Annotated in this window: 15 protein-coding genes; 11 read left to right on the forward strand and 4 right to left on the reverse strand. The window is 72.3% G+C overall.

Translation table 11 applies throughout. The features are described from left to right. Positions 1-11: 11 nt before the first annotated feature. The 3 genes from IF46_RS0111040 (at position 12) to IF46_RS0111050 (ending at position 3,326) form a co-directional block, all read left to right on the forward strand. Positions 12-1,355, forward strand: a complete 1,344-nt coding sequence (locus tag IF46_RS0111040; RefSeq protein WP_030488219.1) for a dipeptidase — start codon at positions 12-14, stop codon at positions 1,353-1,355. Positions 1,356-1,432: 77 nt separating this feature from the next. Further along, positions 1,433-1,639 carry a hypothetical protein gene (locus tag IF46_RS0111045; RefSeq protein WP_030488220.1) on the forward strand — a complete coding sequence of 69 codons (207 nt, stop codon included), beginning with the start codon at positions 1,433-1,435 and terminating at the stop codon, positions 1,637-1,639. A 94-nt stretch (positions 1,640-1,733) separates the two neighbouring features. Further along, on the forward strand, positions 1,734-3,326 hold the full coding sequence (locus IF46_RS0111050; protein ID WP_030488221.1) for an ATP-dependent DNA ligase: 1,593 nt from the start codon (positions 1,734-1,736) through the stop codon (positions 3,324-3,326). A 10-nt stretch (positions 3,327-3,336) separates the two neighbouring features. Here IF46_RS0111050 and IF46_RS0111055 read toward each other — a convergent pair whose 3' ends face one another. Further along, a complete protein-coding gene (locus IF46_RS0111055) occupies positions 3,337-4,158 on the reverse strand; it encodes an SURF1 family protein (protein ID WP_030488222.1) in 822 nt (273 codons plus the stop codon). A gap of 217 nt (positions 4,159-4,375) precedes the next feature. On the opposite strand from IF46_RS0111055, the gene IF46_RS0111060 reads away from it, so the two are divergent. Both IF46_RS0111060 and IF46_RS0111065 read left to right on the forward strand, forming a co-directional pair. Further along, positions 4,376-5,779: a cobyrinate a,c-diamide synthase gene (locus IF46_RS0111060; protein ID WP_036391711.1), complete on the forward strand. Its 1,404-nt coding sequence runs from the start codon at positions 4,376-4,378 to the stop codon at positions 5,777-5,779. Then, positions 5,776-6,345 (forward strand): GNAT family N-acetyltransferase, encoded by a 570-nt coding sequence (locus tag IF46_RS0111065; protein ID WP_030488224.1) that lies wholly within the window; start codon positions 5,776-5,778, stop codon positions 6,343-6,345. Before IF46_RS0111060 ends, IF46_RS0111065 begins: the two co-directional genes overlap by 4 nt. Before the next feature lie 15 nt (positions 6,346-6,360). Here IF46_RS0111065 and IF46_RS0111070 read toward each other — a convergent pair whose 3' ends face one another. Further along, positions 6,361-8,490, reverse strand: coding sequence for a transglycosylase domain-containing protein (locus IF46_RS0111070; RefSeq protein ID WP_030488225.1), 2,130 nt, complete (start codon positions 8,488-8,490; stop codon positions 6,361-6,363). 121 nt (positions 8,491-8,611) lie between these two features. On the opposite strand from IF46_RS0111070, the gene cobC reads away from it, so the two are divergent. From cobC to cobA, 3 genes are read left to right on the forward strand one after another with little or no spacing between them, the layout of a single operon-like run. Next, positions 8,612-9,697 carry an Rv2231c family pyridoxal phosphate-dependent protein CobC gene (cobC, locus tag IF46_RS0111075; protein ID WP_051723835.1) on the forward strand — a complete coding sequence of 362 codons (1,086 nt, stop codon included), beginning with the start codon at positions 8,612-8,614 and terminating at the stop codon, positions 9,695-9,697. After that, positions 9,697-10,812 (forward strand): nicotinate-nucleotide--dimethylbenzimidazole phosphoribosyltransferase, encoded by a 1,116-nt coding sequence (cobT, locus tag IF46_RS0111080; RefSeq protein WP_030488227.1) that lies wholly within the window; start codon positions 9,697-9,699, stop codon positions 10,810-10,812. The genes cobC and cobT overlap by 1 nt, the downstream gene beginning before the upstream one ends. After that, a complete protein-coding gene (gene cobA / locus IF46_RS0111085) occupies positions 10,809-12,038 on the forward strand; it encodes a uroporphyrinogen-III C-methyltransferase (protein ID WP_030488228.1) in 1,230 nt (409 codons plus the stop codon). Before cobT ends, cobA begins: the two co-directional genes overlap by 4 nt. A 196-nt stretch (positions 12,039-12,234) precedes the next feature. Here cobA and otsB read toward each other — a convergent pair whose 3' ends face one another. Next, positions 12,235-14,796 (reverse strand): trehalose-phosphatase, encoded by a 2,562-nt coding sequence (gene otsB, locus IF46_RS0111090; protein WP_051723845.1) that lies wholly within the window; start codon positions 14,794-14,796, stop codon positions 12,235-12,237. Positions 14,797-14,837: 41 nt separating this feature from the next. Next, positions 14,838-16,238 (reverse strand): alpha,alpha-trehalose-phosphate synthase (UDP-forming), encoded by a 1,401-nt coding sequence (locus tag IF46_RS0111095; RefSeq protein WP_030488230.1) that lies wholly within the window; start codon positions 16,236-16,238, stop codon positions 14,838-14,840. Between the two features lie 351 nt (positions 16,239-16,589). Here IF46_RS0111095 and ettA point away from each other — a divergent pair, with 351 nt between their 5' ends. The 3 genes from ettA to IF46_RS0111110 are packed head-to-tail and all read left to right on the forward strand — an operon-like array spanning position 16,590 to position 19,453. Then, positions 16,590-18,266 carry an energy-dependent translational throttle protein EttA gene (ettA, locus tag IF46_RS0111100; protein WP_030488231.1) on the forward strand — a complete coding sequence of 559 codons (1,677 nt, stop codon included), beginning with the start codon at positions 16,590-16,592 and terminating at the stop codon, positions 18,264-18,266. A gap of 12 nt (positions 18,267-18,278) precedes the next feature. Further along, the gene (locus IF46_RS0111105; RefSeq protein ID WP_030488232.1) at positions 18,279-18,725 is read left to right on the forward strand and encodes an acyl-CoA thioesterase; all 447 of its coding nucleotides are present in this window, start codon (positions 18,279-18,281) and stop codon (positions 18,723-18,725) included. Continuing rightward, a complete protein-coding gene (locus IF46_RS0111110) occupies positions 18,722-19,453 on the forward strand; it encodes a hypothetical protein (RefSeq protein WP_051723836.1) in 732 nt (243 codons plus the stop codon). Before IF46_RS0111105 ends, IF46_RS0111110 begins: the two co-directional genes overlap by 4 nt. Positions 19,454-19,502: the final 49 nt, after the last annotated feature.

Below are 19,502 nucleotides of genomic sequence, written 5' to 3' on the forward strand. Positions count from 1 at the left end.
CCTCACCGATCATGTCCGAGTCCGAGGTGCGGGCCGCCGTCGAGCGGGAGATGCCTGGCGTACGGGCCGACCTGGAGCGCCTCGTCCGCATCCCCGGCATCGCCTTCGAGGGTTTCGACCACTCGCACGTGGAACGCTCCGCCGAGGCGGTCGCCGAGCTGCTGCGCGGCTGTGGCCTGGACGTCGACATCGTGCGCTCCGGTGGCCAGCCGGCGGTGATCGGCCGTCGGGCCGCCCCGCCCGGTGCGCCCACCGTGCTGCTCTACGCCCACCACGACGTCCAGCCGGTCGGCGACCGGTCGCTGTGGGAGTCCGACCCGTTCGAGCCGGTGGAACGGGATGGTCGGCTCTACGCCCGAGGCGCGGCCGACGACAAGGCCGGGATCATGGCGCACGTCGCGGCGCTGCGCGCGTACGGTGACGCGCTGCCGGTCGGCGTGGTCCTCTTCATCGAGGGCGAGGAGGAGTACGGCTCCGACTCGCTGGAGCAACTGTTGATCGATCACCGCGACGAGATCGCCTCGGACGTCATCGTGATCGCCGACTCCGGCAACTGGGACATCGGCGTACCGGCGTTGACCACCTCGCTGCGCGGCATCGTCAACTGTTTCGTCGAGGTGCGCACGCTGGACCACGCGGTGCACAGCGGCATGTTCGGCGGCGCCGTGCCGGACGCGCTCACCGCGCTGGTCCGGCTCCTGGCGACCCTGCACGACGACGCCGGTGACGTGGCCGTGGAAGGGCTGGTCGCCCGGGTGGGCGCCACCGTCGACTACCCGGAGGACCGGGTGCGGGCCGAGGCCGGGCTGGCCGAGGGCGTGCAGTTCATCGGCACCGGCCGGATCACCGACCGGATCTGGACCAAGCCCGCGCTGGCGGTGCTCGGCATCGACGCGCCGTCCACCGGCGAGGCGCCGAACGCCCTGGTGCCGGCCGCGAAGGCGAAGCTCAGCATCCGCCTGGCCCCGGGTGACGACCCCAAGCGGGCGTACGCGGCGGTGCGCGCGCACCTGGAGCAGCACGCGCCGTGGGGTGCGCAGGTGACGGTCACCTTCGAACACGACGGTGACCCGTGCGTGATCGACGCGTCCGGGCCGATGTTCGACGCCGCCCGGGCAGCATTCCGGGTCGCCTGGGATGGCACCGATCCGGTGGACATCGGCATCGGTGGCTCGATTCCGTTCATCGCCACCTTCCAGGAGATGTTCCCGAAGGCGGCGATCCTGGTGACCGGAGTGGAGGACCCGCACGCCCGCGCGCACGGCCCGAACGAGAGTCTGCACCTGGGTGAGTTCGCCAAGGTGTGCCTCGCCGAGGCTCTCCTGCTGGGCAACGTGGCGGCAGCGAGCAGGTAGGCACCAGAACGGCAACTTTGGGCCTGATCTGGGAGTTTACGGCGTGTCGGACGGCTGTCTGTTATAGCCTTTCGTACATGAGTACGAACGAGGTGATGGCCCGGTTGGGGGCCGCTGTCAGCGCACTGGGAGATGTCGATGTCTCCGCGTGGTCCGAGGACACGCTCAACGAACAGCTCGGTGAGCTCTCCGCCGCTCTGGTCGCCCTCGACTCGGTGCTCTCCCGGGTCGCCGGCGAAGTCCGCGCCCGAGGGTTGCGCATCGAGGAGCCCATCTCCGCCTGATCCGCCTGACCCGTCGTCCGCGTGAGCGGGCGGCACCCTGCCGACACCACCCGGGCACGGCAATGCCCGGGCGGTGTCGGAGGTGACTGGCAGGATGAGCTACGTGCGGTTCCTCGACCTGGCAGCCACCTCGGCCGCCGTCGGCGCCACCAGTAGCCGACGGGCCAAGGTGGCGCTGCTCGCTGACGCGCTGCGCCGCCTCGATCCCGCCGAGATCGAGCCCGGCGCTGGCTATCTCGCCGGTGAGCTGCGCCAACGGCAGACCGGGGTCGGCTACGCGAGTCTGCGTGACCTGCCGCCACCGGCCGCCGAGCCGACGTTGACCGTGGCCGCCGTCGACGCGGCCATCGCGCAGATCGCCGCGGTGCACGGCTCGGGCTCGCAGGCTCGGCGGCGGTCGCTGCTCGGTGCCCTCTACGCGGCGGCGACGGCCGACGAGCAGCGCCTGCTCACCGGTCTGTTCAGTGGCGAGCTACGCCAGGGGGCTCAGGCCGGGCTCCTCGCCGACGCGGTGGCCCGGGCCGCCGACGTGCCGGTGGCGGCGGTCCGCCGGGCGCTGCTGCTCGCCGGTGACCTGCGGGCTGTGGCGGTGGCCGCGCTGGCCGGCGGTGCCGCCGAGTTGGCCGGGTTCGGTCTGCGGGTCGGCCGACCGTTGGCACCGATGCTCGCGCAGAGTGCTCCCTCGGTCGACGCGGCGCTCGGCGCGACCGGCTTGCCGGCGGTGGTCGACGTGAAGCTCGACGGCATCCGCATCCAGGTGCACCGCTCCGGCGCCGACATCGCCGTCTTCACCCGCAGCCTCGACGAGATCACCACCCGGGTGCCCGAGGTGGTCGCCGCGGTCCGTGCCCTCCCCGGCCGGGAGATGGTGCTCGACGGCGAGGCGATCGGCCTGGACGAGACCGGCCGACCACTGCCGTTCCAGCAGACGTCGAGCCGGGCCGCCCGACGCACCACCCCGAGCACCACCGGGCGCACTCCGGTCGCCCCGGCGGTGCTCGCGGCGGCTGCCAGCACGGGGGCGACAGTGCTCACTCCGTACTTCTTCGACCTGCTGCACCTCGACGGCGAGGATCTGATCGACCTTCCCGGCCGGGATCGGTGGGCCGCCCTCGCCGGTTCGGTCGATTCGTCGCTGCTGGTCGGGCGGATGGAGGTCGACGACCCGGAGCAGGCGGCAATGGCCTTCACCGCCGCCCTCGACGCCGGGCAGGAGGGCGTGGTGGTCAAGGCACCCGACGCCCCCTACGACGCCGGCCGGCGCGGTGCCGCCTGGGTCAAGGTCAAACCGCGGCACACCCTCGACCTGGTGGTGCTCGCCGTCGAGTGGGGCAGTGGCCGACGGCAGGGCTGGTTGTCGAATCTGCACCTGGGCGCGCGTGACCCGAGCACCGGCGACTTCGTCATGCTCGGCAAGACGTTCAAGGGGCTCACCGACGAGTTGCTGCGGTGGCAGACCGAGCGATTCCTCGACCTCGCCGTGGAGCGCGGCGAGTGGGTGGTCCGGGTCCGGCCCGAGCAGGTGGTGGAGATCGCCTTCGACGGGGTGCAGACGAGTTCGCGCTACCCCGGTGGGGTGGCGCTGCGCTTCGCCCGGGTGGTGCGCTATCGCGACGACAAGTCCGCCGCCGAGGCGGACACCATCGACGCGGTCCGCGCCATCCACGACGGACGCGTGAGTGGCTGACCGGGCAAGATCAGGCGGACGCGGTCGGGGTCGGTTCGGCGGCCCGGTCCAGGGGTGCCGGGGTGGTGCCGATGCCGGCGGCCCGGCGGGCCTCGCGGCGGGCCACCCAGCCGTAACCGAACAGGGCCATCACCGCGAAGAGCCACCACTGCACGACGTAGCCGAAGTTCTGCCAGTTGTTGGTGTGCCCCACCGGCACCGCCTTGAACACCGGATCGGCCGCCGGCGTCTGCTCGTCGAGCAGCAGGTAGGCACCGTAGACCGGGTAGGGAAGCTCGCCGGCCAGCCGCGACAACCCGATCCGCCGGATCTCCAGCAGCCCGTCGCGACGGGCAGCCTTACCGGCGCCGCTCTCGGTCTCGTGCACCCGACCGACCACCGTCACGTCGCCGGTCGGCACGGAGGGCACCGACGGCTGGGCGGTCGCCCCACCCGGTGCCGGCGGGATCCAGCCCCGGTCCACCAGCAGCGCCGTGCCGTCGGCGAGCACCAGCGGGGTGAGCACCTCGAAGCCGACCCGGCTGTCCACCGTCCGGCCACGCACCAGCACGGAGTTCGCGGGGTCGTACCGGCCGGTGACGGTGACCCGGGTCCAGACCTTGTCCTCGGCGGGGGCCGGACCCACCGTCCCCGCGCCGCCGGTGGGAGCGCGCAGCGCGTCGGCGAGCGGCGCGGGGGCCATCCGCTGGCCCGCGTCGATCCGCTCATTGACCTCGGTGCGCCCCCGGTAGCGGTCCAGCTGCCAGTTGCCGAGGAAGACCATCACGGCGGCGGCGACCAAGGTCAGCGCGAGAGCGCCCAGCCAACGTGGGCTCAGCAGGAACCGGTACACGGCACCGAGGCTACTCGTATGACCGGCGCCACTGACCTGGACCGGGGCGGGTTCGGGCCGAGACCGGGCCGGGACCGGCCCGCAGGGCCGTGCCAGGGCCGATCCGCTCGCCCCGGTTGGCGGTGCTCGCGTCTCCGGCCGGACGGGTATCGTCACGCCGACGGATCGGCCTCGGTCGTCCCGTCGCGTACCCGCCGCCGCTCGCGAGGAGTCGATGATGACCGTCGTGCCGCGCCTGGTGCTCAGCGCGCCGTCCTCCGGGCACGGTAAGAACGCGCTGGCGATCGGGCTGCTCGCCGCCCTTGCCGAGCGAGGGGTCGACGTCGCCGGGTTCAAGCTCGGGCCGGACCACGTCGACGCCGCCTACCTCGGTCTCGCCTCCGGTCGGCCGGGTCGGGTGATCGACCCCCGACTGGTCGGCGTCGACCGGCTCGCCCCGCTGGTGGCGCACGGCGCCGCCGGTGCCGGGCTCGCCGTGGTGCAGGGCAGCATGGGCCTGTACGACTCGGTCGGTGGCCGCCCCGAGCAGGAGTCCACGGCCGCCGCGGCCGCCGCGCTGCGTAGCCCGGTGGTGCTCGTCATCGACGTGGCCGCGATGGGTCAGTCGGTGGCGGCCCTGGTGCACGGTTTCCGCTCGTACGACGAGCAGTTGTGGCTCGGCGGGGTGATCCTCAACCGGGTGGCGTCGTCGCGGCACGAGGCGATGCTGCGCGAGGCGCTGGACGACGTGGGAGTGCCGGTCTACGGCGCGCTGCGTCGTCAGGACCTGCCGGCGGTGCTGCCGTCGCGGCGGCACGGTGTGGCCCCGGTGGTCGACAACTCGCCCGATGCCGTCCGTGCGGTCCGCCGGCTGGGCGAGGCCGTGGCCGCCACGGTCGACCTGGAGCGGCTGCTCGGGCTGGCCCGCTCCGCCCCGCCGCTGCCGGCGCCGGCCTGGTCTCCCGAGGAGGCTCTCGGTGCGTTCACACCTCCGGCGAACCGCCCGCTGGTGGCGGTGGCCGGTGGGCCGGGGGGCAGCTTCAGCCACCCGGAGACCACCGAGCTGCTCCGGGCCGCCGGCGCCGAGGTCGTCGTCGTCGACCCGCTGCGCGACGAGGCGCTGCCGGTCGGCACCCGCGCGCTTGTCGTCGGTGGCGCGCTGCCCGAGGCGTACGCCGAGCAGTTGTCGGCCAACCGGCGGCTCTGCATCGCGGTGGCCGAGTTGGCGCGGACCGGGCGTCCGGTGATCGCCGAGGGCGCCGGGCTGCTCTGGCTGGCTCGGGAGTTGGACGGGCTGCCGATGTGCGGTGTCCTGGACGCGGTCGGCGTCAGCCGCGACGGGGTGGTGGCCGGCTACCGGGAGGCGACCGCCCAGACCGACAGCGTGGTGGCCGCCAACGGCACGGTGCTGGTCGGGCACAAGGCGCACCGCGCCGTGCTCACCCCCCGTGCTGGTCAACGCCCGGCGTGGAGCTGGGACGGCGGCACGCCGGAGGGCTTCGTCTGGCGCAACGTGCACGCCTCACAGCTCACCCTGCACTGGGCCGGCCATCCGGCGACGGCCGCCCGGTTGGTCGCCGCGGCGGCGGCCGACCCGACGAGCGAGGTGGTCCCCGCGCAGCCTGGCGGGGTGTCGGTGTGATCGGTCAGGTGGCGGTGCGCCGCTTCCCGGCGTTGACCGTCTCCACCCCGCGTACCGAGGTGCGCCGGCTCACGGCGGCGGACGCGGCGGCGGCCGGGGGGATCTTCGCCGACAAGCTGACCCGGCGGTGGCTGCCACTGCCCGACGACTCCGGCCCGATTGACGGGCACGCCTGGTGCACCGAGTTGGCCCGGCAGCGGCGCGACAGCGGGGAGGGCGACCACTACGCGGTGCTCCGGCGGGAGGACGACCAGGTGGTGGGCTCGCTGTGGACGCGGCGCACCGACTGGGGCGCCCGGCTCACCGAGATCTCCTACGCGATGGCGGCCCACGCCCGGGGCTTCGGCCTCGCCGCCGAGGCCGTCGACGCGGTGGCCATCGCGCTGATCCTGGAGCACGGCTTCCAGCGGGTCGAGCTGCGGGTGGCGCCCGGCAACCTGGCCTCGCGCCGGGTCGCCGAGAAGGCCGGCTTCAGCTACGAGGGCCTGCTGCGTAACGCCGGGTTCGTCGGCAGCGGTCGGGTGGATCTGGAGCTCTGGTCGTTCGTCGCCGCCGACCTGCGCTGACCCGCTCTGCCCCTGTCAGCCGACTATGGCGTCGGATGGTGGGGTGAACTGGCGGGTCGGTGTGCCTTTCAGGCCGTCGCGCAGGGTCTCCGAGACCGCCTTGATCGGGATCTGGGACTGCCCGTCACCGACCGCGTTGAACGGGTTGTCCGGGTCGGAGATGAAGCTCGCCGCGGCCAACTCCGGGGTGTAGCCGACGAACCAGGCGGACCGGGTGCTGTCGGTCGTACCGGTCTTGCCGGCCACCGGGCGCCCGACCGTGCCGCGCACGCTGTCGGCGGTGGACCAGCCGCCGCAGCTGCCGCGTGCCGGGGTGTCTCCGGTCGGGCAGCGGGCCGCGTCGGTGGCCGCCCGCGCGGCGTCCGCGTTGACCACCTGCCGGCAGCGTGGCTTGGCCACCTCGCGGTGCAGGCCGCCCGGGGTGGCGTACGTGGCGGGTGTGCCGTCCCGGTTCATGATCGCTTGCACCGGGATGGCCTCGCAGTAGCGTCCGTCGGCCGCGATGGCGGCGTACGCGTTCGCCATCTCCAGCGGGGTGGCGTCGGAGACGCCCAGGGTGAACGCACCCCACTTCTTCGCCTTGGCCGGGGACGCGTGGTCCCGGTCGACGTCGGTGCGCCACCGCAGCCCGAGTTGCTCGGCGAGCCGGACCGCCCGGTCCGCGCCGACCTTCTCCTCCAGCCACACGAAGTACGTGTTGACCGACTTGCCGAAGCCGGACCACATGGTCTGCTGGCCGCTCATCGCGCCGCTGGCGTTGGAGGGCGCCCACCCGTCGTAGACCTCGGACCGGTAGCGGTGTGGGGCGTTGAACGAGGTCGACAGCGGCATCCCCGCGTCGAGCGCGGCCAGCATCGGGAACATCTTGAACGTCGACCCGGCCTGGTAGCCCGCCAGGTCGCCGCCACCGAGCAGTGGCGCCACCGTGTTCGGGTAGTTGGCCTTCACCTTCGGCCCGGCCTCGGGGTTGGAGCTCTGTGGGTTCTCCGCCAGGTCCAGCGAGTACGTCCGGTTCACCGCCATCGCCTTCACCCGGCCGGTGCCCGGCTCGGAGACCACGATCCCGTTGGCGAACGGGCTGCCGGTGGCCTCCTTGGCGCCGACGCTCTTCTCCGCCGCCGCCTGGATCTTCGGATCGAGGCTGAGCACGATCCGGTAGCCGCCCCGGCGCAGGTTGTCCATCCGCTCCAGCCGGTTCGCCCCGAACGCGGGCTGCGCGCTCCACCAGTTCTTCAGGTAGTCGCAGGCGAAGCCCCAGCTGTTGTACTTCTCCGGCACCGCGGCGCAGTCGTGCGGCGGGGTCGTCAGCTTGAGCCGGATCGGCTCGGACTTGGCGGCGGCGGCCGAGTCGGGGGAGAGATAGCCGAGTTGGCTCATCCGGTCCAGGACGTAGTTACGCCGTCCGGTGGCCTCCTTCTGGTCGGAGTCGGCCGGGTCGTACTCGGATGGGGACTTGACCAGTCCTGCGAGGGTGGCGGCCTCGACCGGGGTGAGGTCCTTCGGGGTCTTGGAGAAGAAGATCTCGCTGGCCGCGTAGATGCCGTACGCCCGGTGCCCGAAGTACGCCGAGTTCAGGTAGCGCTCCATGATCTGTTCCTTGCTCAGCTCCTTCTCCAGGTCCAGCGCCATCCGCATCTCCTTGACCTTGCGCAGGCTGGTCTGCTGGGTGGCTTCCTGGACCTCCTTGGGCGTGGTCGCGCTGTCCCGCAGGGCCATCCGGACGTACTGCATGGTCAGCGTCGACGCACCCTGGGAGCCGCCGGAGCGGGCGTTGGAGACGAAGGCCCGGGCCACGCCCTTCGGGTCGACGCCGTGGTGCTGGTAGAACCGGGAATCCTCGGCGGCCACGATCGCCTGCTGGATGTTCGGCGACATGTCCGACAGCTTGGTGTACTGCCGGTACTCCTCGTAGAACATGGTCAGCACGGTCTTGCCATCGGGCGCGTAGACGTACGAGGTCTCGGCGGGCATGGCGGTGGTCAGCACCCGGGTCTTCTGATCCACGGCGTGCGCGGTGGCCTTCGCGCCGAGCCCGGTGAGGGCGACGAGTGGGTACGCGGCGGCGGCGATCACGATTCCGGCGATCAGCCCGGCGCGCAGGAGAGGGACGAGACGACCAGCGGCAGCAAGGGGTCGGTTGCTCACAGGGTCAAGTTATGACATTTCCGATTCGTACATGAGAAGAACTCTTAAACCGGCGAGTGGTGACGCGGCTTACGCCGAGATCGTCTGTCCCCCCGCCCACCTTCCCGGCAGGATCGCGGACATGTCCGATCAGTCGAGCCCGATCGCCCCGCCCCCCGGGGCCGAGCCGGACCTCGCGCACCACGGCGACGCCGAGGCCACCGCCGGCTTGATCGACCTCGCCGTCAATGTCCGTCGGGCCCGGCCACCCGCCTGGTTGGCCGACCCGATCGCCGCGACCCTGACCGACCTGGCCCGCTACCCGGACCCGACGTCGGCGCGGGCGGCGGTCGCCGCCCGACACCGCCGTCACCCGAACGAGGTGCTGCTCACCGCCGGCGCCGCCGAGGGCTTCGTGCTGATCGCGCAGGCGCTGCGTGGCGTTCGCCGCCCGGTGGTGGTGCACCCCCAGTTCACCGAGCCGGAGGCCGCGCTGCGGGCCGCCGGGCACCCGGTCGAGCGGGTGCTGCTCGACGCCGCCGACGACTTCCGCCTCGACCCGGCCCGGGTGCCCGCCGACGCCGACCTGGTGATGATCGGCAACCCGACGAACCCGACCTCGGTGCTGCACCCCGCCCAGACGGTGGCCGCGCTGGCCCGCCCCGGCCGGGTGCTGGTGGTCGACGAGGCGTTCGCCGACACCACAATCGCCCCCGGGCACCCCGGCGAACCGGAGTCGCTCGCCGAACGCCGCGACCTGCCCGGGCTGCTCGTGGTCCGCAGCCTCACCAAGACCTGGGGCCTCGCCGGCCTGCGGATCGGCTACCTGCTCGGCGCTGCGGAGCTGCTGTCCCGGCTGGCCGCCGTGCAGCCGCTCTGGGCCGTCAGCACACCCGCGCTGGCCGCCGCGTCCGCCTGCGCCAGCGACGTCGCGGTCCAGGCCGAACGCGCGATCGCCGCCGACCTCGCCGCCGACCGCGACCACCTGGTCGCGCGCCTCACCGACCTTCCCGGTGTACGCGTCATCGGCCGCCCCGCCAGCGCGTTCGTCCTGCTGCACCGGCCCGGCGCGACCCTCGTCCGGGCCGCCCTGCGCGAGCGCGGCTGGGCGGTGCGCCGAGGTGACACGTTCCCCGGCCTCGGCCCGGACTGGCTGCGAGTGGCGGTACGCGACCGAAACACCACCGATGCGTTCATCGAGGTGCTGCGCGAGATCATGGAGGCATGATGCTGGAGACCACGATCGCGGCGATCCGCCCAGCGGACGAAGCGGCCATGGCCGCCGCCCGGGAGCTGCACGGCCGGCTGACCAAGCCGGCGGGCTCGCTGGGCGCGCTGGAGGAGCTTTCGGTACGCCTCGCCGGCCTGGCCGGAGCCTGCCCACCACCGCTGCCCGAGCCGGCCGCTGTGGCGATCTTCGCGGGCGACCACGGGGTGCACGCCCAGGGGGTGAGCCCCTGGCCGCAGGAGGTCACCGCGCAGATGATCGGCAACTTCCTGGCCGGTGGGGCGGTGGTCAACGCGTTCGCTCGGCAGGCCGGCGCGTCGGTCACCGTGGTCGACGTCGGGGTGGCCACCCCGCTGCCCACCGGGCCGGTCGCCGACCCGGCTGGGCTCGACCCGGCTGTGCTCGACCCGGCTGTGCTCGACCCGGCCGTGCCTCGTCTGGTTGTCGCGTCCGTCCGCCGGGGCACCCGCGACCTGGCGGTGACCGCGGCACTCACCCGGGACGAGGCGCTGGCGGCAGTGCAGACCGGCATCCGGATCGCCGACGAGCTGATCGACGCCGGTGCCGGCATCTTGCTCACCGGTGACATGGGCATCGGCAACACCACCCCGGCCGCCGCGCTGATCGCCGCGTTCACCGGTGCCGACCCGCTCGACGCCACCGGCCGGGGCACCGGGGTCGACGACCCGACGTACGCCCACAAGGTGGCGGTGGTCCGGGCCGCGCTGGCCCGGCACATGCCTGACCCGACCGACCCGCTGGGTGTGCTGGCCGCCGTCGGCGGCCTGGAGCACGCCGCCCTGGCCGGGCTGATCCTCGGTGCCGCCGCGCGCCGGACGCCGGTGCTGCTGGACGGCGTGATCGCGGTCTCGGCCGCGCTCGCCGCCGCCGCGTTCGCCCCGGCAGCGGTCGACGCCATGGTCGCCGGTCACCGCTCGGCCGAGCCGGGGGCCACCGTGGCACTGCGTCACCTCGGCCTCGACCCGCTTATCGACCTGGGGCTGCGCCTCGGCGAGGGCACCGGAGCGCTGCTGGCGTTGCCCGTGGTCACCGGCGCGGTCCGGGTGCTGCACGAGGTGGCCACGTTCGACTCCGCCGGGGTGGCCGAGAAGTGAGCACTAGTCCGTACCCCCTGGGTTTGCGGCTCGACGGGCGGCGGGTCGTCGTGGTGGGTGGCGGCGCGGTCGCCACCCGGCGCGTGCCCGCGCTGCTGGACGCCGGTGCGGACGTCCTGCTGGTGGCCCCGGAGCTGACCCCGGCGCTGCGCGCTCGGGTCGACGCGGGTCGGCTGCACTGGGTGCCGCGCCGGTTCGCACCCGAGGACCTGGACGGCGCGTGGCTGGTCCACGTGGCGATCGACGACCCCATCGCGGCGGCTTCGGTGAGCGCCGTCGCCGCCGAGCGGCGGATCTTCTGCGTCCGGGCCGACGACCGGACCGCCGCCACCGCCTGGACCCCCGCGGTGACCCGGCACGGCCCGGTCACCGTGGCGGTGTTCGGCGGCGGCGACCCCCGCCGCGCGATGACCGTCCGCGACGCCATCCGTGACCTGCTCGCGGTCCGCCTGGTGCCGGGCGGGATCGCTGGCCGACCCGACGCCTCGACTGGGACGACCGGTGGGCGGGTCGCGCTCGTGGGTGCCGGGCCGGGTGACCCGGAGCTGATCACCGTGAAGGGCTGGCGGCTGCTCACCGAGGCCGACGTGGTGGTCGCCGACCGGCTGGTGCCCGGGCTGCTCCTCGACGAGCTGCGCCCGGACGTCGAGCTGGTGGACGCCTCGAAGATCCCCTATGGGCCGTCCCGGGCCCAGGAGGAGATCAACCAGATCCTGGTCGACCGTGCTCTGGCTGGTGCCTTCGTGGTGCGGCTCAAGGGCGGTGACCCGTACGTCTTCGGGCGGGGCGGCGAGGAGCTGCTGGCCTGCGCGGCGGCCGGCGTGCCGGTGACAGTGGTGCCCGGGGTGACCAGCTCGATCGCCGCGCCGGCGGCGGCCGGCATCCCGGTCACTCATCGGGGGGTGGCGCACGAGTTCACAGTCGTCTCCGGGCACCTGGCACCCGACTCACCGGCCTCGCTGGTGCGTTGGGACGCCCTGGCGGGCCTGCGCGGGACGCTGGTCATCCTGATGGGGCTCAAGAACCTCGCCGCCATCACGGCCACCTTGATCGCGCACGGCCGGTCGCCGCAGACCCCGGCCGCCGTGGTCCAGGAAGCCACCACCGGCACCCAGCGGGTCCTGCGCTCCACGCTGGGTGAGGTGGCCGCCGACGTGCTCACGGCCGACTTACGCCCACCCGCCGTCGTGGTGCTGGGCGACGTGGTGGACGCCCTCGACGGCTGACCGGCCGACTTCATCGAGGTCGCTGCAGTACGCGCTAACGGAAACTGTCCAAGATTGCCAGCTGCGGCCGGTCAGTCCTCGTCGGCTGGGCTGGGGCGGTTCTCGGCGATCCAAGCTCGCACGGATTCGCCCTTGGCCGGAGCGACGTTGGGGCCGGAGCGCAAGCGCTCCGGCCCCGTCAGTCACGTACGGCGAACTACTGCTTGAGCATGTTGTCCAGCAGCAGGGCACAGCGGATCAGACCGAGGTGGCTGTACGCCTGCGGGTGGTTGCCCAGGCCGCGCTCGGCGAGCGGGTCGTACTGCTCGGGGAGCAACCCGGTCGGGCCGGCGGTCAGCACCATCTGCGCGAACAGTTCCTCGGCGTCGGTGCGGCGGCCGGTGCGCAGGTACGCCTCGATCAGCCACGCCGTGCAGATGTGGAAACCGCCCTCACGGCCGGGCAGGCCGTCGTCCCAGTGGTAGCGGTAGACGACCGGGCCGCTGCGCAGGTCCGCCTCGATCCGCAGGACGGTGGAGAGGAAGCGCGGGTCGTCACCCGGGAGCAGGCCGGAGAGCCCGATCCAGAGCGACGAGGCGTCCATGTCCTCGTCCCCGTACGCGACGCTGTACGCCTCGACGTCGGAGTGCCAGCCGTGCTCCAGCACGTTGGCGCCGATCCGGTCGCGCAGGTCCTTCCACTCGGGCCGGTCCTCGCCGCCGTGCTCGCGCATGACGTGCAGCGCGCGGTCGACGGTCATCCAGCACATCACCTTGGAGAAGACGTGGTGCCGGGGTGGCAGCCGGGCCTCCCAGATGCCGTGGTCGGGCTCGTGCCAGCGGCGGCGGACCGCCTCGACCATGTTCTCCAGGACCCGCCACTCGTCGTCACGGACCGAGCCGCGGGCGTCGGCGACGGCCGCGATCAGGTCGGCGATCGGGCCGAAGACGTCCAGCTGCAACTGGTGGTTGGCGAGGTTGCCGACCCGGACCGGCCGGGAGCCGGCGTACCCGGGCAGCGTGTCGATGACCGCCTCGGCGCCCAGCTCGTACCCGTCGATGGTGTAGAGCGGGTGCAGTCGCTCCGGGTGCCCGCCGGTGCGCTCGATGCAGCCGTCCACCCAGCGCAGCAGCGCCTCGGCCTCCTCGACGGAGCCCAGGTCGACCAGCGCGCGGGCGGTCAGGGCGGCGTCGCGCAGCCAGCAGTAGCGGTAGTCCCAGTTGCGGACGCCGCCCAGCTCCTCGGGGAGCGAGGTGGTCGCCGCGGCCAGGATCGAGCCGGTGGCCTCGTGGCACAGCCCGCGCAGGGTGAGGGCGCTGCGCGCGACCAGGTCCCGAGCGGTGGACGGCAGCCGCAGCGAGGCCACCCAGTCCTTCCACGGCTGCTCGGCGGCGGCCTGCCGCTCGTGGATCGGCACCCGGTGGTGCTCCAGGCTGTGCGTGCCGAAGCGCAGCTCCAGCACGACCTGCCCGCCGGCGGCGGAGAGGTCGACGACCGCCTTGGCGGTCTCGTACCCGCCGTCGTTGCGGACCTCCCACTGCAGGCCGGGGGAGTAGAGCGCGACCGGCTCGTTGGAGCCGAGCACCAGCAGGCCGTCGCCGAGCGGCTGCAACTGCACGGCCACCTGACCAAACTCGGGCCTCGGCGCGAACTCCACAGTTGCCTTGCCACTGCCGGTGAGCACCCGGATCAGGGTCGAGTCACCGGTGACGACCGCCGGGCCGTCCGGGGTGGTCTCCCGGGCCGGCTTGTCGAGCCAGTCGGTGACGGTGAGCCCGGACCAGCGGGTCTCCACGGTCATCGTGCCGGAGCGGTAGCGCTGGCCCAGCGGGATGCCACCGCGCTCCGGCGCGACGCTGAAGTGACCGGCCGGGCTGCCACCGACCAGGTCGGCGAAGATCGCCGCCGAATCCGGCTTGGGGTGGCAGAGCCAGCTCACCTTGGCCTCGGGGGTGAGCAGAGCGACGGTACGTCCATTGGCCAGCATGGAGTGCCGCTCGATCGGCACCGCACGCTCGCCGAACAGCCAGTGTCGCCGGGTCTCCAGCAGCAGTGCCAGTGCCCGCGCGGCCTCCAGCGGGTCGGCCACCCGGTAGTTGGCCTGGGTGTCGCCCGGGCCGATCTTGATGCCGAGGTCGGGGCCGTGCAGGTGGCCGAACGCGTTCTCGTCGGTGACGTCGTCACCGATGAACAGCACCGCGCTGGAGGCGAGCTGGGTCCGCAGTTGGTCGAGCGCGGTGCCCTTGTGGGTGGCCACGACGGAGAGCTCGATGACCTCCTTGCCCTGGGTCACCGTGACGCCGTCGAAGGTGGCCGGGCCGGTGCGGACCGCTTCGATGGCGGCGGCGGCCACCTGCGGGTCGACCCCGCGGGTGTGCATCGCGACGCTTGCCGGTTTGCGTTCCAGCCGGATGCCCGGATGCTCGGCGGCGATCTCACGCAGCGCGTTGCGGACCTGGGTGCGCACCGCGACCAGCTCCGGGGAGAGCCGCTCGACGAAGCCGATGTCGAACTCGGAGCCGTGACTGCCGACGAGGTGCACCTCGCTGGGCAGGCGGGAGAGTGCGGCCAGGTCGCGCAGCGCCCGCCCGGAGACGACCGCCACGGTGGTCTGCGGCAGCGCGGCGAGCGCGCGGACTGCGGCTACCGACTCCGGCAGCGGGACGGCTGTGCTCGGGTCCTCCACGATCGGCGCCAGTGTGCCGTCGTAGTCGCAGGCGACCAGGAGCTGGGGGACCCGGGCGATCCGGCCGATGGCGGCGCGCAGCTCGGGGTCCATCACCCCGGTGGCGTTCGCGGGGCCATCGTTGACGGTCGTGTTCACTCGGCCTCCGCCTCGGGAACTCCCAGCTCGGAGAGGAAAGACTTGGCCCAGTGGCCCACGTCGTGGGTACGCAGGTGACGTTGCATTGTCCGCATCCGGCGGCGTGCCTCGGTTTTCTCCACGTGCACTGCCCGGAGCAGGGCGTCCTTGACCGCGTCCGGGTCGTGCGGGTTACACAAGAAGGCCTGACGCAGCTCCGTTGCGGCGCCGGCGAATTCACTGAGCACGAGCGCGCCACCCTGGTCGGCACGCGACGCGACGTACTCCTTGGCTACGAGATTCATTCCATCTCGCAGCGGGGTCACCATCATCACGTCGGCAGCAACGTACATCGCGGCAAGCTCACTGCGACTGTACGACTGATGCAGATAATGCACCGCCGGCACGCCGACCCTGCCGAACTCGCCATTGATCCGACCGACCTCGCGCTCCACCTTCACCCGAAGTGCCTGGTAGTGCTCCACGCGCTCACGGCTGGGCGTGGCGACCTGAACCATGACCGCGTCGGGAACTGTCAACTTTCCGTCAGCCAGCAGCTCCCGGAAGGCCTTGAGTCGCAACTCGATGCCCTTGGTGTAATCCAGCCGGTCCACACCCAGGATTATCGTCTTCGGGTCGCCCAGCTCGGCGCGAATCTGCTTGGCCCGGGCCTGGATCGCCGGGTCGGCGGCCATCCGCTCCATCTCCTGGGTGTCGATCGAGATGGGGAAGGCGCCCGCCTTCACCTGCCGACCGTCGACCTGGATCATCTGCCCCTCGTAGCGCAGCCCGAGCAGGTGCCGGGCCAGCCGGACGAAGTTCTGCGCGGCCAGCCGCTGCTGGAAACCGACTAGGTCGGCGCCGAGCAGACCGCGCAGGATCTCGGTGCGGAACGGCATCTGCATGAACAGCTCGATCGGCGGGAACGGGATGTGCAGGAAGAACCCGATCCGCAGGTCCGGGCGGAGCTCGCGGAGCATCGCCGGCACCAACTGAAGCTGGTAGTCCTGCACCCAGACCGTCGCACCCTCGGCCGCCACGTCCGCTGCCGCCTCCGCGAACCGGGCGTTGACCAGGCGGTACGCCTCCCGCCAGCGGCGCTTGTAGGCCGGCGTCTCCACCGCGTCGTGGTAGAGCGGCCAGATCGTCGCGTTGGACTGGCCCTCGTAGTAGCGCTCCAGCTCCTCCGCGCTGAGCGGGACCGGGTGCAGCCGGATCCCCTCCAGGTCGAACGGCTCGGGGGCCGCGCCGGTGCCACCGGCCCAGCCGACCCAGGTGCCCTGATGCTCGGCGAGTACGGGATGCAGCGCGGTGACCAGCCCGCCGGGGCTGCGTCGCCACTGCCGGCCCTCGGGTGTGCTCACCTCGTCGACCGGCAGACGGTTCGCCACTACGACAAAGGAGCTACGGACGGTCACGATCGGCCACCTCCGGGTGCTGACGGGTCCACCGCGATGAGCGTACTGAGCGTAGCTGCGGCGTCTTGTGCCCCGTGCCGGAGTCTCCTACCCGCCCCGGACGTGCCGAATCCCAAAGGTGATCTTGGTGACAGTCGGTGCCTCGGAGGTCGATGACCGGCCACTGCCGGGGCGGAACGCGGCACGTCCGCGTACTCCTGGGGCGGGGTGATGTGGGCGAAGCGCGCCGTACCTGTCAGGATTGACGATGGCGTGCGCGTGGCCGGCTCCCGGCCGGCGGCGGCGGGCGGATCTCACAGCCCGCGCCGCGCCGCCGATCAGCGACAGCAACCGACGGAGGTAGCCCGCACCGTGGCCCAGTACATCTACGTCCTGGAAAAGGCGCGCAAGGCGCACGGCGACAAGGTCGTGCTCGACAACGTCACGTTGAGCTTCCTGCCGGGGGCCAAGATCGGTGTGCTCGGCCCGAACGGCGCCGGTAAGTCCAGCCTCCTCAAGATCATGGCAGGGCTGGACAAGCCGAGCAACGGCGAGGCGCGACTCATGCCCGGCTACACCGTCGGCATGCTCGCCCAGGAGCCCCCGCTCAACGAGGCCAAGACCGTGCTCGGCAACGTCGAGGAGGCGGTCGCCGAGACCAAGGCCAAGCTGGAGCGGTTCAACAAGATCGCCGAGCAGATGGCGACCGACTACTCCGATGAGCTGATGGAGGAGATGGGCAAGCTCCAGGAGGAGCTTGACCACCTCGACGCCTGGGACATCGACTCCAAGCTCGAACTGGCCATGGACGCGCTGCGCTGCCCGCCGCCGGACGCCGACGTGACCCAGCTCTCCGGTGGTGAGCGCCGCCGGGTCGCGCTCTGCAAACTGCTGCTGGAGGCGCCCGACCTGCTGCTGCTCGACGAGCCCACCAACCACCTGGACGCGGAGAGCGTCTCCTGGCTGGAGCAGCACCTGGCGAAGTACGCCGGCACCGTCATGGCGATCACCCACGACCGGTACTTCCTCGACAACGTGGCCAACTGGATCCTCGAGCTGGACCGCGGTCGGGCCTACCCGTACGAGGGCAACTACTCCACCTACCTGGAGAAGAAGGCCGCTCGGCTGGCCGTCGAGGGTCGCCGTGACGCCAAGATGAAGAAGCGCCTCACTGAGGAGCTGGAGTGGGTCCGCTCCAACGCCAAGGCCCGGCAGACCAAGTCCAAGGCCCGCCTGGACCGGTACGACGAGATGGCCACCGAGGCGGAGAAGACCCGCAAGCTCGACTTCGAGGAGATCCAGATCCCGCCGGGCCCGCGTCTGGGCAGCACGGTGATCGAGGCGAACAACCTCAGCAAGGGCTTCGGCGACCGGCTGCTGATCGACAACCTGTCGTTCTCGCTGCCGCGTAACGGCATCGTCGGCATCATCGGCCCCAACGGCGTCGGCAAGACCACGCTGTTCAAGACCATCGTGGGGCTGGAGGAGCCGACCGACGGCGCGGTCCGGGTCGGCCCCACCGTCTCGCTGTCGTACGTCGACCAGAACCGCGAGGGCCTCAACGGCGACAAGACCGTCTGGGAGGTCGTCTCCGACGGGCTGGACTACCTGATGGTGGGCAAGGTCGAGATGCCGTCGCGGGCGTACATCGCCGCGTTCGGCTTCAAGGGCCCGGACCAGCAGAAGCCGACGAAGGTGCTCTCCGGCGGTGAGCGCAACCGGCTCAACCTGGCGCTGACCCTGAAGATCGGCGGCAACGTCATCCTGCTCGACGAGCCGACGAACGACCTGGACGTGGAGACGCTCTCCAGCCTGGAGAACGCGCTGCTGGAGTTCCCCGGCTGCGCCGTGGTCATCTCGCACGACCGGATGTTCCTGGACCGGGTGGCCACGCACATTTTGGCCTGGGAGGGCGACGACCAGGACCCGTCCAAGTGGTTCTGGTTCGAGGGCAACTTCGAGGCGTACGAGAAGAACAAGATCGACCGCCTCGGCGCGGAGGCTGCCCGGCCGCACCGGGTGACCTACCGCAAGCTGACCCGCGACTGACCGGCCGAGAAGGTGTCTGATCGCTTCGTCTACCACTGCACACTGCGCTGGTCCGACCTGGACGCGTACGGCCACGTCAACAACTCGCGCTTCCTCACCCTCTACGAGGAGGCGCGGGTCGCGCTGATGTTCGCCGGTGGCCGGGCCTGGGGGGTCGGCTCGTTCGCCGACGGGGTGGTGATCCGCCGCCACGAGGTCGACTACCTGCGCCCGGTCGACTACGCGCTCGGCCGGTCCACCGCGGAGGCGGCACCCACCGTGCGGATCGAGCTGTGGGTGGAGGAGATCCGGGCCTCCCGGTTCACCGTCGCCTACGAGCTGTACGACGGGGAGGTGCTGGCCAGTCGTGCCCGCTCGGTGCTCGTGCCGTTCGACCTGACCCGTCAGGTGCCCCGGCGGATCACCACCGAGGAGCGGGACTTCCTGCTCACGTACGCACCGCAGGGCGGCGTGGGGTGACCCGGCCGGGCACGGCTGAGCCGGGCCGGACGGCGGCGTCGACGCCCACCCATGGTGTCGCCGGGGTGGCCGACGCGGGTGCCTTTCTGGCCCGGCTGGTCCGGCTGGATCCGGTCGCGCCGGTCCGGCTGCGGCCGGCCGGTGCGCCCGGCCGGGTCGCCCTGTGGGCTCGGCTGCCGTGGCAGGTCCTGGTGGTCCGCACGGTGGCCGGTGGGCCCGCCGACGGTGCCGTCGAGGACGTCACGGTGGCCGCTGCGGAGCTGCTCGCCGAGCTGGAGCGTGGTGGCGCAGCCCTGCCGACCCGCCGCGACGCCCAGTGGCGGTGGCCGTTGCCACCGGCGCGCAGCCGTCAGGTGGAGGCGCTGCCCGTTGCCGAGCTGCGCCGGATCGCGGACGCGGCGGCGGGCACCCTCCGGACGGCGAGCGAGCACGGTGTCGCCGGCCGTGCCGTGGGACAGCGGGCGTTGCGCGACGCGTTGCTCGACCACGTGGCGGTGCTGATCACCCCGGACGGAACGCCCGCCGCGCCGGTGGAGGTGCCGCAGCGTCTGGTGCAGGGGGTGGTCCGGATGGGCTTCCTCGGCGCCGCCGACGGCAGCGCTGATCCTGCCGTTCAGGTGCGGGTGGCCGGTCGTTGGGTTGGCCTGGTGGGACCGCACGGAGCGGCATGGTTGCAGAAGGCCACGGATCTTGTCGTGACACCCCTGAGTGCTCGTCCGAACGGATGACCCAGGGTCATTCTTCTGGTCAGGGGCGGTCGTTGGGGGGGTGCTTCAA

Origin of the sequence: Micromonospora chokoriensis (assembly GCF_000718555.1) — a bacterium.
Lineage (GTDB): Bacteria > Actinomycetota > Actinomycetes > Mycobacteriales > Micromonosporaceae > Micromonospora > Micromonospora chokoriensis_B.